Raw genomic sequence first — 12,312 nt, 5'->3', positions numbered from 1 at the left:
GCCAGGACGGCGTAGTGAAATGGATGTCAGGGAAACAGTCTGCAAAACCCCGCTTCGGCGGGGTTTTCTTATGCCTGCGAAAAAGTATTCAGCTCAGTCCATCCCGTGTCGGCGGGCTGTTCAAACGTTCATCCGGCCGATTTATCACGTCTTCCAGCAATGTTCGTAACAACGCCAGCGAGGCTTGTTGCCGTTGCACATCGCGACACACCAAACCCACATTTAAAGGCCCCCGCGGCTCACTGAGCGGCTTCCACAGCAGTTCGTCGTTGCCGTGGGTCTTTTGCGAGCGTCCGGGTAATACCGTCGCCAGTCGCGTGTGCGGCAGGCTGTCGAGAATACCCGCCATGTTGTTCAGTTCGGCCTGCACATGTGGGCGCCGTCCCAGATTGGCCAGTTGCGCCTGCCAGATCTGGCGGATCTGGAACTCCTCACCCAAGAGCAGCATTGGCAACTCCGCAGCCTGGCTCATCGAGACCTTCTTGAATTCCCGCAAAGGGTGGTCCGCCGGGATGACCAGTGTCAGCTCATCTTCATACAACATCACGCCATGCAGGCCAGGCTGCCGAGGTGGCAAATAGCTGATGCCAATGTCCAGCGAGCCATTGAGCAGTCGCCGTTCGATTTCCAGGCCCGTCAATTCATAGATCTGCACCACCAGATGCGGCTGCGCCTTGCGCACGCGTTCCAGCATCTGCGGCACCAGGCTGGTATGCACGGTTTGCAAGACGCCGATGGCCAATGTACGCAGCGCTTGCCCCTTGAAGTTACCCAACGCTTCGCGCGCCCGTTGCAGGCCATCGAGCAAGGGCAGGGCGTGGTTGTACAGCGTGTGGGCCGCCAGCGTCGGCAACAGGCGTTTACTGCTGCGTTCGAACAGACTCACGTCCAGGGTTTGTTCGAGGTGGCGGATTTGCTGCGACAGCGCCGGTTGAGAAATGGAAAGCCGTTCGGCGGCGCGCCCGACATGGCCCTCTTCATACACCGCGACGAAATAACGCAGTTGCTTGAAATCCATAAGTAATACTTATCGAAAATGCTGGTAAATCGAAATGGCTCAACGCCGGGTCTGAGCCTAGTCTAACCGCATTTACGGGGCGTACAGGGCCACAGAACGCGATGAATACCGCTTGCTTTGCTGGTGTTTACATAGGTAACGCAAAAAACCCGAAACGAGGGTTGAATCGATGAGTCTGTTCAGCCTGCGCCGCGCTTCGCCGTGTCTTGATGACCTGGTAGCGGATGCTTCATTCGCCGCCAGAAACGACAACCTCTCCAGTGAGTGCCTGATGCCCAGTGTCGAGCGGCCGCAACAGATATTTGTCCGCGGCCAAGGTTCGTGGCTGTGGGACAGCGATGGTCGCGCGTATCTGGACTTTTCCCAGGGTGGCGGGGCCAATAGCCTCGGCCACAGTCCAAAGGCGCTGGTCAATGCCATCACGGCGCAAGCGCAGACGCTGATCAATCCCGGTTGCAACCTGCATAACCGCGGCATGCTCAATCTCGCCGAACGCCTGTGTCTGAGCACCGGCAGTGATCAGGCTTACTTGCTCAACACGGGCAGCGAGGCCTGTGAAGCGGCGATCAAGCTGGCGCGCAAATGGGGTCAACAGCATCGCGGTGGCGCTTCGCGGATCATCGTCGCCAATAACGGCTGCCATGGTCGTAGCCTGGCGACGATGTCTGCGTCGGACAGTTCGACGCTGACCAATCGATTTGAACCGCAGTTGCCGGGCTTCAGTCATGTTCCCTTCAACGATCTTCCGGCGTTGCACGCGGCGGTAGATGAGCGGACCGTGGCGATCATGCTCGAACCGATTCAGAGCGAAGCCGGAGTGATCCCGGCCGCTGCGCATTACCTCAAAGGCGTCGAACGTCTGTGTCGCGAGCTGGGGATCCTGTTGATCCTCGACGAAGTGCAAACCGGAATGGGGCGCTGCGGCACTTTGCTTGCCGAACAGTCCTACGGCGTACGCGCCGATATCGTCGTTCTTGGCAAAGGGCTGGGCGGTGGCGTGCCTCTGGCGGCGTTACTGGCGCGGGGCCAGGCGTGCTGTATCGACACCGGCGAACTGAGTGGCAGCCATCATGGCAATGCACTGATGACCGCGGCGGGTTTGGCGGTGCTCGAGAGCGTGCAGGACAAAGGCTTTCTCGAGCATGTCGGCGAAACCGCACAGCACCTGCGCGAAGGTTTGCAGCGCTTGTCCCATCGCTATGGCCACGGCGAACTGCGGGGACAAGGGCTGCTCTGGGGGCTGACGCTGTCCGAAGATTCTGCTGATGCCGTCGTCAAGGCAGCGTTGTTCGAAGGCTTGCTGTTCAACGCCCCGCAGCCGGACTGCTTGCGCTTCTCCCCGGCGCTCACCGTCAGCAAGGCCAACATCGATGAAATGCTCCTGCGCCTGGCCCGCGCTTTCTCCCGCGTGCGCACTGCGCAACTGCAGTGCCGCAAAGGGATTGCCGTCTGATCAGACGCGCCCTACAGAATTTTCCGAACCGTCTCGCGGTAAAACGCACGCCCCACGCCTGATTCTTTTGGCGTGGGGCGCTTTTTTGTGGCCGGGTATTGCCAACGGCGAATTCGACTTGAGCGTTGCCTGCATCAATGTCTTTCTAGTGGGTATCGGCAAGGAGTGTCGATGCCAATGCAGCTGAGGCTTTAAGGCGTTGGCTTTGAGTTCTATACCACTCAGTGGTATGTTTTAGGACGGGATGCCGATGTCACCAAGGCTGTTCAAGACAAAACGCTTTGCAATGCAGGCCGCGAAGGCCTGGATTGATGATGAGCTTCGGGAAGCATTCACTGAAATGCTCAACGGCCAGGCTGACAATCTCGGTGGCGGGGTTTGGAAGAAACATTTGAATGCCAACCGTCATCGAGCGATTGTTTTAGCCAAAGGAGGCCATCACTGGGTTTATCAGTTCCTGTACGCGAAGCCGGATCAGGCCAATATCAGCCAGGCTGAGCTAATCGGGTTTCGAAAAATGGCAAAAACCTACGAGGGGCTGACAGCGATGCAGGTTCAGTACCTGCTGGATACGAAGGCGTTTCTGGAGATAACTTATGAGTAAGAAATTCAAGAGCGAGGCGTTCGAATCAATCCACGAATCAGCCAGCGCTTTGTATGCCATCGGAGCCATTAGCAAAGCGACCATGCGCGAGTTCGATGAGTCGTGCCTCGCGACAGTCCCTGATGTGATCGCAGCAGAAGAGATCAAGGCATTGCGCGAGCGCAACAATGTCAGTCAGCCGGTGTTCGCGCGATACCTGAACACCAGCGCCTCCACGGTCAAACAGTGGGAAGCAGGGGCTAAGCACCCCAGCGGCATGGCGCTGAAGCTGCTGAGCATCGTTCAGAAACACGGCCTGGAAATACTGGCCTGACGAGTCGGGCTGAACCCTGACCAGCGGTAAAGGTCGATTAGCTGTAGGGCTCGCACGAGTCCACTTCAATCAGGAGCTGTTCATGGACTTCATTCGCATCATCATCGCCATCTTGTTGCCGCCGCTGGGCGTGTTTCTGCAAGTGGGATTCGGCGGGGCGTTCTGGCTGAATATTCTGCTGACGTTGTGCGGTTACATTCCCGGGATCGTGCACGCGGTGTACATCATCGCCAAGCGCTGAATTAGGCAAACGAGGCTCCTACAGGAAATGAGCGTTCTGTGGGAGCTGGTTTGCCAGCGATTGAAGCACCATCGATTTCAGCCTGTACTCTCCATCACCCGGCGATAAAACAACCACTCCTGCTCCAGCGCATGGGCCTGATTGCCAGCCTTGCGGAAGCCGTGGCGTTCATCCGCGTAGTAATGCGCTTCAACCAGGATGCCGTTGTTCTTCAGGGCATCGACCATGTCACGGGTCTGTTGCGGCACGACGACGGCGTCGAGTTCCCCTTGAAAAAAGATCACCGGCACGCGAATGTTGCCCGCGTGCAGTAACGGCGTGCGTGCGGCATAGCGCTCGGCGTCTCGCACGGGATCGCCGATCAGCCAATCGAGGTAGTCGCCCTCGAACTTGTGGGTAGCCCGGCCCAACGCGACCGGATCGCTGACCCCGTAAAGACTGGCGCCGGCGCGGAACACGTCATGGAAAGCCAGCGCGCACAGCGTGGTGTAACCCCCCGCGCTGCCGCCACGGATGAACGCCTGGTCGCCATCGATCAAACCACGATCGGCAAGATGGCTGACCACCGCGCACGCATCTTCGACATCGACCTCACCCCAACTCAAATGCAGGGCCTGACGGTAGGCGCGACCATAACCACTGCTGCCTCGGTAGTTGAGATCTGCCACGGCGAAACCGCGCTGCGTCCAGTATTGAATACGCGGGTCGAGCATTGGATAGCACGCCGAAGTCGGGCCGCCGTGGATGAACACTACCAGCGGTGGTTTGGCTTCGCCGGTCATCGCGCGATAGAAGAAACCGTGAGCCTCGCCCGAGCCGCTTGGATAGCGCAGGGTTTGCGGGCGACTGATTTTTTCAGCGGGTAGCGGCGCAACACCACCGGCCAGTACGTTGACTTGCCGCGACTGGCGATCGATCGCGATCACGGCGGCGGAGCTGACTGGCGAGGCGGCGATGCAGTAAATGAACTGCTCATCCATGGCGAGGTGACGGAAGCGGCTGTAGTCGCCGGTAAAGTCTTCACAGCAATTGCCGCGCAGACCCAACCGGCCAAAACCGTCTTCAGTCCAACTCGCCAGATAATTGCCGTCGTGCAGCGGTAGCCAGGTGCAGCCACCGAGCTGCCAGGGTGCCGGGCCATGATCGGCGGCGGCGCTCGGCAGTGGGGTCAGCGCGTTATGCGAGGCCATCCAAGGCTGCCAGTAGCCACCCCGATCGGTCAGGCAGAACAAACGGCCGGCGCTATCAAATCGCGGTTGCTGCAGGGATTCTTCAGCGTGCTCTCCAGCCACACAGGAGGCCGGGCCAAAGCTGCCGTCACGCTGGCGTTCGGCAACCATCAAGCGGGTTGCGGTCCAGGGTTGATCCGGGCGACTCCACTCAATCCAGGCCAGTCGACTCGCATCAGGACTGAGCGTCGGGGCGGCGTAAAAGTCGGCGCCTTCGGCCAGCAGATGCCGTTCGCCATCCGCCAGATCAATCGCCACCAATCGGTGTCGGTCGCGGTTCTCCTCAACGGCGAGCACCTGCCCCTGGGCGAACTGTAAATCACCGTAGCGGCACTCACCGGAAGTCAGCGCTTCGGGCGTCTCGCCCTGGAGTGATTGACGATACAGCTGCTGGTCAGTCTCATTGACGAAGACGATCCCGTCGTCCGTCAGACAAAACGCGCCACCGCCATATTCGTACACCCGACTGCGCACACTGAACCCTGGCAGCGTCAGGCATGTCGCTGCGCCTGCGCGCCAATGCCAGACCCGGCACGCGGCTTCCTGGGGACGATATTCGTTCCAGAACAAGCCGTGTTGGCCGACTTGCAACTCGGCAAAGTCGATGCCGGCAGCCACGGCGTTGGCGGCACTGAAAGGTTCAGCTTTTGGCGATGAGGCGTGAGTTTCGTTCATTGCGAAAGGCCAGTTGTTCGATGGTCTGGGTAGCGTGATCGGCTTCTTCGCGGGCCTTGAGGATCACGCCGTGATGTTCCGACTTGCTGCACACCGGGTCGGCGTTGCTCGCGTCACCGGTGAGCATGAACGCCTGACAGCGGCAGCCGCCGAAGTCTTTTTCTTTCTCGTCGCAGGAGCGGCACGGCTCAGGCATCCAGTCATAACCGCGAAAGCGGTTGAAGCCAAACGAGTCGTACCAGATGTGCTGCATGCTGTGGTCGCGCACGTTGGGAAACTGCACCGGCATCTGTCGGGCACCGTGACACGGCAACGCGGTTCCGTCCGGTGTGACGGTCAGAAAAATGCTGCCCCAGCCGTTCATGCAGGCTTTCGGACGTTCTTCGTAGTAGTCTGGCGTGACGAAAATCAGCTTGCACGGATGCCCTTCGGCTTCGAGTCTGGCGCGGTATTCGTTGGTAATGCGTTCGGCGCGCACCAGTTGTTCTTTGGTCGGCAATAGCCCGACGCGGTTGAGCTGTGCCCAGCCATAGAACTGGCAAGTGGCGAGTTCGACGAAGTCCGCTTCAAGGGCGATGCACAGCTCGATGATGCGGTCGATCTTGTCGATGTTGTGCCGATGGGTAACGAAGTTGAGCACCATCGGATAGCCGTGGGCTTTCACCGCGCGGGCCATTTCCAGCTTCTGCGCGAAAGCCTTTTTGGAGCCGGCCAGCAAGTTGTTCACCTGCTCGTCGCTGGCCTGGAAACTGATCTGGATATGATCGAGCCCGGCCTTCTTGAAATCGCTGATTTTCTGTTCGGTCAGACCGATGCCGGAGGTGATCAGGTTGGTGTAAAAGCCCAGTTTGCGGGCTTCGCCAATCAACTCGGCGAGGTCTTGACGCACGAGCGGTTCGCCACCGGAAAAGCCCAGTTGCGCCGCGCCCATTTCCCGCGCTTCACGAAACACCTTGATCCACTGTTCGGTGCTCAGCTCCTTGCCTTGCTCGGCGAAGTCCAGCGGGTTGGAGCAGTACGGGCATTGCAGCGGGCAGCGGTACGTCAGCTCGGCCAGCAGCCACAGCGGCAGGCCAATTTCAGGTTTGGGCGGTACTTGCACCGATGATTCAGGCAAGTTCGATCCAGTGCTGCGCACGGGCAACCTCCATGAATTGCTCGATGTCATCACCTAGCTCGGGCACGCCAGGGAATTGTTCGTCGAGCGCCTTGATGATCGCCGCGACGTCGCGCTCGCCGTCAATCAAACCACCAATCAACGCGGCACTTTCATTGAGCTTAATCATGCCTTCCGGGTACAGCAGCACATGGCCTTTCTGTGCCGGTTCGTACTGGAAGCGATAGCCGGGACGCCAGGTCGGGGTCTTGCTGCGATCGAAACTCATAAGGTGATTCCTTTGTGCCAGACCCGTTCTCCGGTCACGCTGTGATACGGCGGGCGTTTGAGTTCGTAGGCCATGCTCATGGCATCGAGCATGCTCCAAAGAATGTCCAGTTTGAACTGGAGAATTTCCAGCATGCGCTCCTGGCCTTCCCGGGTTTGGTAATGCTCAAGGGTGATCGCCAGACCGTGCTCGACATCGCGCCGCGCCTGGCCCAGGCGAGTGCGGAAATACTCGTAGCCGGCCGGGTCGATCCACGGGTAGTGCCGGGGCCAGCTGTCCAGGCGCGACTGGTGGATCTGCGGTGCGAACAGTTCGGTCAGCGAGCTGCTGGCGGCTTCCTGCCAACTGGCGCGGCGGGCGAAATTGACGTAGGCATCGACGGCAAAACGCACGCCGGGCAGCACCAGTTCCTGGGAACGCAGTTGGTCCGGGTCGAGGCCAACGGCTTGGCCCAGGCGCAACCAGGCTTCGATACCGCCGTCTTCACCGGGCGCGCCGTCGTGGTCGAGCAGGCGCTGAATCCACTCGCGACGGATCTCGCGGTCCGGGCAGTTGGCCAGAATCGCCGCATCCTTCAGGGGGATGTTCACCTGATAGTAGAAACGGTTGGCGACCCAGCCCTGGATCTGCTCACGGGTCGCCCGGCCCTCGTACATCGCCACGTGATACGGGTGATAGATGTGATAGTAGGCGCCCTTGGCACGCAGGGCGGCCTCGAATTCGGCGGGGGACATCGGGGTGTCAGTCATTTCGGTTCTCCGGGTAGGACCGGTGGATTCTTCAGTGCCTGAGCTGGCCTCATCGCGAGCAGGCTCGCTCCCACAATTGAAGCGCGTGCCCCTGTGGGAGCGAGCCTGCTCGCGATAGACCGCGCAGCGGTCTCGACTGCTTACAGCACAATACTCATGCCGTCATACGCCACTTCAACATTGCGCCGATCCAGCTCCGCGCGCTGCGGCGAATCTTCATCAAGAATCGGGTTGGTGTTGTTGATGTGGATAAGCACTTTGCGCGGCTGGGGCAGTTGCTCGAAGACTTCGAGCATGCCGCCAGGGCCGTTCTGTGCCAGGTGCCCCATCTCGCGACCGGTGCGGGTGCCGACACCGCGGCGCTGCATTTCATCGTCGTCCCACAACGTGCCATCCACCAACAAGCAGTCGCTACCGGCCATGATCTCCAGCAGCGAGGCATCGACTTTGCCCAGGCCCGGTGCATAGAACAGCTTGCCGCCGGTGTTCAGGTCTTCGACCATCAGGCCGATGTTGTCGCCCGGATGCGGGTCGAATCGATGCGGGGAATAGGGCGGCGCGGCGCTGCGCAGGGGCAGCGGCGTGAAACGCAGGTTCGGGCAGGCCGGCACGCTGAAGCTCTGGTCGAGCTCGATGCGGTTCCAGGTCAGCCCGCCATTCCAGTGGTTGAGCATGGTGAACAGCGGAAAACCGGTGCTCAAGTCTTCGTGGACCATGTCGGTACACCAGACCTGATGCGGGCAACCTTCACGCAGCATGAGCAGGCCGGTGGTGTGGTCGATCTGGCTATCCATCAGGATGATCGCGCTGATTCCGGTATCGCGCAGGGCACGGCCCGGTTGCATCGGGGCGAAACTCTGAAGCTGGGCGCGGATGTCCGGGGAGGTGTTGCACAGCACCCAGTTCACGCCGTCATCGGAAATCGCGATGGACGATTGCGTCCGCGCCTTGGCCCGCAAGCTGCCGTCGCGAAAACCCGCGCAGTTCACGCAGTTGCAGTTCCACTGGGGGAAACCGCCGCCGGCAGCGGAACCTAGAATCTGGACAAACATGGGCGCTCCATCATTTCAACGCTGAAAATAAAACGCCTCGGATATCCGAGGCGTTGTGCTGCTCATCTGCCAGGGCAGAGATTAGCGGCTTGCGAAGTACATGGTGACTTCAAAGCCGATACGCAGGTCGGTGTAAGCCGGTTTGGTCCAGGCCATAAATTGAACTCCTTCAGGTAGGGTGGGATAGCGCTATCTATAGGTATAGTCCACCTCAAGTCAGAGATGTTCCAAATAGTTAGGCTGCTATGTTACTCAAAATTTCAAAGTGATTGTCCTTGAAACTTTGAGAAAGCTCATTGCAGCCCCGGTAATGATCATTTTGTCGCTTGCCAGGGCGCGCCCGGTGCAGGGCTGTTGGCCAGGCAGCGCCAGCCGCCCGACGCCTGATTCAAACGTTGTGCGGCGGCCAGCAAAAGGGTCCGGTCTATCTGCAGAATGGACTCGGGCAATTGCGCCAGATAATCCGACGAGCGGCCCGCCAACTTGCCCTGCCAAAGCAATTCCGCCGCCAGGGCAGTGGGCAGAGCAACGCCGGAAAACTGCTCGGCCAATCTCTGGCGCTGGGCGATGAAGGCGATGTCGTCGATGGCGTTGATCAGCTCCGGCAACCTGCTGAAGAATTGCTCGATGTGCTGCAACAGGTCCGCCGGCGCCCTGGTCGGTGATTGCACGCCGAACAGCAGCCCGGTTTGCCCGTGAATCTGGCGCAGGGCACTGAACACCGCATAGCCCAACTGCAGCTCCACCCGCAGGCGCTGGTAGAACGGTGTCTGACAGACATGTGCCAGCAATCGCCACGCGGCTTCGTCGGCCAATTCGTTGGTGGCTGCAGGGCAGAACAGCAGGATCGCATGCTCGCTCGAGTCGGTATCGACAGCGCTCCACAAACGTTGCGACGGCATCGAAGGCGGCGGGGTCAACTGACTGTCCGGCGTGCCGGGGATGCGGCTCAAGGCCAGGCCCATGGCTACTTGAGTCTGGGCGGACAGGCCCATCGCCAGACCGTCCCAGCGTGCACTCGACCATAGTTGCTGCAGGTCGTCGGTATTGTCGGTGTGCTCAAGGCAGTGATCCGGTAAAGACTTGAGCAGCTGTCGAATCGGTATGAGCGCAACGCTTGGCGGTTCTGATGGTGAGACGTCGGCGTCAGGCGTTGTCAGCGTTTTCAGCGCGTGCTCCAGGACCTTGGGCATCGGCTCCTGTAAACCGGTTATCTTCAGCAGCCATTCATTGCCCGAGGCGCTGAAGGAAAAGTCCACGCCCGCCTGACGCGCATCTTCGCCTAACGCTTGCAGGTTGTTGTCCAGCCGTGCTTGAAGCCGGTTGCCGGGTGTTGATTCCAGGCGCCAGCGTAGATAAATCGCGCCATCAACGCCGTTGTCCGGCAAGGCCTGGCTGAATTGCATCGGCGAACGTTCGCGACGGCTGCGCGAGCGATCCTGGGCAAATGTGCGCAAGCCGCGGTGGGCGCTGTTCTGGCCGCGAATCAATCCGGCGTTGGGCGCTGGCGTTTCGGTGCTCAGGAACGGATTCGGTGCGGGCAGCCGCCATGGACCGCTGAAGTTATCCACAGCACCGATCTGTTTGAGGATATGTTCAAGGGCTCTGACCCCCGCTTCGGATAACCCGACATCGCGCTGTTCGCTGTCCAGTCGGGCCAATTGCAAAGCAGGGCTGACGTGTTGCTGGCGCTGGCGCAGGGCGGCGTATTCTTCTCGCAAGGTATTCCAGTCTTGCCGGGCGAAGAAACCCAACCAGTCGCTTAGTCGCTCACGAATGCCGGTTACCAGAGATTGCCCCGGCAATGTGAATTCGATGTGCAGCAAGGCTTGTCCGGCGAACTGATACAACAGCGCTGCCTTGAGTTTTTCCGCCCGTTCGCGCTCGCGCAAATCCGCCAGCAAACCGCCCGGTTTCTCGGCGTTGAGCCAATGGCACAGGAACTCCAGGGCTTCACTGGAGGCATCGGGCAGCGCTTCGAGGGCAAACAGCAAATCCAGCCGACGTTCGCCAGCCTGTTGATAACTTCGATTTAAGGTGGTCATCAGCGGAACGGGCCGTTGTTGCGGGACTTTTTCACCGTGGGCGAGGACATTGCCAAATGCTTGGGCCATCCCCCGCAGCTCTTCCAGACTCTGCGGCCCGGCCAGGCTCAAGGTCATTTGTCCGGTCTGGTAATACCGCTGATGAAAGGCCTGCAATGCCTGCTGAAACTCCGGTTGCTCAAGCGGCAGGCTATCGCGATTGCCGGCGTGGAAACCCCGCAGCGGATGACGCTCGGACAGCCCCTCGAACAACGCCAACTGCTGTTGCGCCGCCGGATCCTGCGACCACGCGACAAATTCCGCGTGCAGCACCTCCCGTTCCCGCTGCTGATCGTCCAGATTCATACGCGGGTGGGCGAGCATGTCTGACAGACGCTCCAGACCACCGGCGAACGCCAAGGGGGACAATTCAAAAAAATAATCCGTGGTGCGCTCGCTGGTGCGCGCATTCACTTGCCCGCCGTGGCTCTGTACGTAGGCCATCAGCCCCTGGCCCGCAGGAAAACGCTCAGTCCCGAGAAACAACAAGTGCTCAAGAAAATGCGCGAGGCCGGGCCACGCCAGCGGCACGTCGTGACTGCCCGCAGCGACCCTTAACGCCGCCGCGCAACGCTTCAAGTTCGGGGCATGACGAAGCGTCACCCGCAAGCCGTTGGCCAGGGTTTCAGTGTGGGGGCGAAGGTGATTCAGCGCAGGCATGGGCACTTCCAGAACAGTGAAGTGCCCATGCTAGCGGATAACAGGGGATCAGCGCTTGTTCAGGTCGCCGTAAAGCTCCGGGCGCCGGTCGAGCAGGTAGCGGTTGGCGGCGCGCGAGTTGCTCATCAACTGACGGTCCAGTTCACCGACGATCAACGCTTCATCAAGACCCGCCTGGGCGATGCGGCTGCCATCCGGCGCGGCGATGCTGCTTTGGCCGCAGTAATGGATGTCGCCCTCATGCCCGCAGTAATTGGCGTACGCCACATAGCACTGGTTTTCGAAGGCGCGGGCGCGGACCGTGACGTCGGCGATGAAATCAAAAGGAATCATATTCGCCGTCGGCACCAGAATCAGCTCGGCACCCTCGAGCGCCAGGCGTCGGGCGTTTTCCGGAAACTCCAGGTCGTAGCAGATCAGGAAACCGAGCTTCCAGCCGTTGAGTTCAACCACCGGGAAATCGTTGGTGCCGGCGCTGAACATCGAACGATCGAGATCGCCGAACAAGTGCGTCTTGCGGTAGTTGCAGACGCGCTCGCCGGTGGCGTCGATCAGTTGCACGGCGTTGTAGATTTGCCCGTCTTCGGTGCGCTCGGGATAGCCATACAAAATGGCGATCCCGGCAGACTTGGCAATGCGCGCGATCTGTTGCGCCGACTCACCGTTGTACACCTCCGCCAGCACGCTGACGGCATCGACGCCGATGTTGTAGCCAGTCAGGAACATCTCCGGCAGCACCAGCAAATCTGCACCTTTGGCTTCCAGTGCGAGCTGATGCAGGCGTTGCAGGTTGCCGGCGACATCCAAAGGCAACGGTGGACATTGGTAAAGGGCTACGCGCATTTCGGA

At 60.1% G+C, this 12,312-nt stretch carries 13 protein-coding genes; 4 read left to right on the top strand and 9 right to left on the bottom strand.

Annotation, left to right across the window (positions count from 1 at the left end):
* Positions 1–88: 88 nt before the first annotated feature.
* Positions 89–1,018: a LysR family transcriptional regulator gene (locus BVK86_RS09430; RefSeq protein WP_075946182.1), complete on the bottom strand. Its 930-nt coding sequence runs from the start codon at positions 1,016–1,018 to the stop codon at positions 89–91.
* A 169-nt stretch (positions 1,019–1,187) separates the two neighbouring features.
* Here BVK86_RS09430 and BVK86_RS09425 point away from each other — a divergent pair, with 169 nt between their 5' ends.
* The 4 genes from BVK86_RS09425 to BVK86_RS09410 all read left to right on the top strand — a co-directional run bounded on the left by BVK86_RS09425 (position 1,188) and on the right by BVK86_RS09410 (position 3,629).
* Positions 1,188–2,471, top strand: coding sequence for an aspartate aminotransferase family protein (locus tag BVK86_RS09425; RefSeq protein ID WP_075946181.1), 1,284 nt, complete (start codon positions 1,188–1,190; stop codon positions 2,469–2,471).
* A 250-nt stretch (positions 2,472–2,721) separates the two neighbouring features.
* A complete protein-coding gene (locus tag BVK86_RS09420; protein WP_075946180.1) occupies positions 2,722–3,075 on the top strand; it encodes a type II toxin-antitoxin system RelE/ParE family toxin in 354 nt (117 codons plus the stop codon).
* A complete protein-coding gene (locus BVK86_RS09415) occupies positions 3,068–3,388 on the top strand; it encodes a helix-turn-helix domain-containing protein (RefSeq protein ID WP_075946179.1) in 321 nt (106 codons plus the stop codon). The genes BVK86_RS09420 and BVK86_RS09415 overlap by 8 nt, the downstream gene beginning before the upstream one ends.
* A gap of 82 nt (positions 3,389–3,470) precedes the next feature.
* Positions 3,471–3,629, top strand: a complete 159-nt coding sequence (locus BVK86_RS09410; RefSeq protein ID WP_003228885.1) for a YqaE/Pmp3 family membrane protein — start codon at positions 3,471–3,473, stop codon at positions 3,627–3,629.
* A gap of 77 nt (positions 3,630–3,706) precedes the next feature.
* Here BVK86_RS09410 and BVK86_RS09405 read toward each other — a convergent pair whose 3' ends face one another.
* The 8 genes from BVK86_RS09405 to BVK86_RS09370 form a co-directional block, all read right to left on the bottom strand.
* Entirely contained in the window at positions 3,707–5,533 is a 1,827-nt protein-coding gene (locus tag BVK86_RS09405; RefSeq protein WP_075946178.1) for a S9 family peptidase, read from the bottom strand.
* Positions 5,499–6,671, bottom strand: coding sequence for a pyrroloquinoline quinone biosynthesis protein PqqE (gene pqqE, locus BVK86_RS09400; protein ID WP_075946177.1), 1,173 nt, complete (start codon positions 6,669–6,671; stop codon positions 5,499–5,501). Before pqqE ends, BVK86_RS09405 begins: the two co-directional genes overlap by 35 nt.
* Entirely contained in the window at positions 6,643–6,918 is a 276-nt protein-coding gene (gene pqqD / locus BVK86_RS09395) for a pyrroloquinoline quinone biosynthesis peptide chaperone PqqD (RefSeq protein ID WP_075946176.1), read from the bottom strand. The genes pqqE and pqqD overlap by 29 nt, the downstream gene beginning before the upstream one ends.
* Positions 6,915–7,667: a pyrroloquinoline-quinone synthase PqqC gene (gene pqqC / locus BVK86_RS09390; RefSeq protein ID WP_075946175.1), complete on the bottom strand. Its 753-nt coding sequence runs from the start codon at positions 7,665–7,667 to the stop codon at positions 6,915–6,917. Before pqqC ends, pqqD begins: the two co-directional genes overlap by 4 nt.
* A 140-nt stretch (positions 7,668–7,807) precedes the next feature.
* On the bottom strand, positions 7,808–8,719 hold the full coding sequence (pqqB, locus tag BVK86_RS09385; protein WP_075946174.1) for a pyrroloquinoline quinone biosynthesis protein PqqB: 912 nt from the start codon (positions 8,717–8,719) through the stop codon (positions 7,808–7,810).
* An 81-nt stretch (positions 8,720–8,800) separates the two neighbouring features.
* Positions 8,801–8,875 (bottom strand): pyrroloquinoline quinone precursor peptide PqqA, encoded by a 75-nt coding sequence (gene pqqA / locus BVK86_RS09380; protein ID WP_003444522.1) that lies wholly within the window; start codon positions 8,873–8,875, stop codon positions 8,801–8,803.
* A gap of 158 nt (positions 8,876–9,033) precedes the next feature.
* Positions 9,034–11,463, bottom strand: coding sequence for a pyrroloquinoline quinone biosynthesis protein PqqF (gene pqqF / locus BVK86_RS09375; protein WP_075946173.1), 2,430 nt, complete (start codon positions 11,461–11,463; stop codon positions 9,034–9,036).
* Between the two features lie 48 nt (positions 11,464–11,511).
* Positions 11,512–12,306, bottom strand: coding sequence for a carbon-nitrogen hydrolase family protein (locus BVK86_RS09370; RefSeq protein WP_075946172.1), 795 nt, complete (start codon positions 12,304–12,306; stop codon positions 11,512–11,514).
* Between the last annotated feature and the right edge of the window lie 6 nt (positions 12,307–12,312).

Source organism: Pseudomonas reinekei (assembly GCF_001945365.1).
In the GTDB taxonomy this organism is placed as follows: Bacteria; Pseudomonadota; Gammaproteobacteria; order Pseudomonadales; family Pseudomonadaceae; genus Aquipseudomonas; species Aquipseudomonas reinekei.
The sequence above is the reverse complement of the archived record's forward strand: the minus strand, read 5'-3'. Positions and strand labels throughout refer to the sequence as shown.

What these genes read in the sequence shown, in the direction of transcription:
- BVK86_RS09420 (WP_075946180.1), top strand. Translation starts at nt 2,722, where the DNA reads ATGTCACCAAGGCTGTTCAAGACAAAACGCTTTGCAATGCAGGCCGCG.
- BVK86_RS09430 (WP_075946182.1), bottom strand. Translation starts at nt 1,018, where the DNA reads ATGGATTTCAAGCAACTGCGTTATTTCGTCGCGGTGTATGAAGAGGGC.
- BVK86_RS09415 (WP_075946179.1), top strand. Translation starts at nt 3,068, where the DNA reads ATGAGTAAGAAATTCAAGAGCGAGGCGTTCGAATCAATCCACGAATCA.
- pqqC (WP_075946175.1), bottom strand. Translation starts at nt 7,667, where the DNA reads ATGACTGACACCCCGATGTCCCCCGCCGAATTCGAGGCCGCCCTGCGT.
- BVK86_RS09410 (WP_003228885.1), top strand. Translation starts at nt 3,471, where the DNA reads ATGGACTTCATTCGCATCATCATCGCCATCTTGTTGCCGCCGCTGGGC.
- BVK86_RS09405 (WP_075946178.1), bottom strand. Translation starts at nt 5,533, where the DNA reads ATGAACGAAACTCACGCCTCATCGCCAAAAGCTGAACCTTTCAGTGCC.
- pqqF (WP_075946173.1), bottom strand. Translation starts at nt 11,463, where the DNA reads ATGCCTGCGCTGAATCACCTTCGCCCCCACACTGAAACCCTGGCCAAC.
- pqqB (WP_075946174.1), bottom strand. Translation starts at nt 8,719, where the DNA reads ATGTTTGTCCAGATTCTAGGTTCCGCTGCCGGCGGCGGTTTCCCCCAG.
- pqqD (WP_075946176.1), bottom strand. Translation starts at nt 6,918, where the DNA reads ATGAGTTTCGATCGCAGCAAGACCCCGACCTGGCGTCCCGGCTATCGC.
- BVK86_RS09370 (WP_075946172.1), bottom strand. Translation starts at nt 12,306, where the DNA reads ATGCGCGTAGCCCTTTACCAATGTCCACCGTTGCCTTTGGATGTCGCC.
- BVK86_RS09425 (WP_075946181.1), top strand. Translation starts at nt 1,188, where the DNA reads ATGAGTCTGTTCAGCCTGCGCCGCGCTTCGCCGTGTCTTGATGACCTG.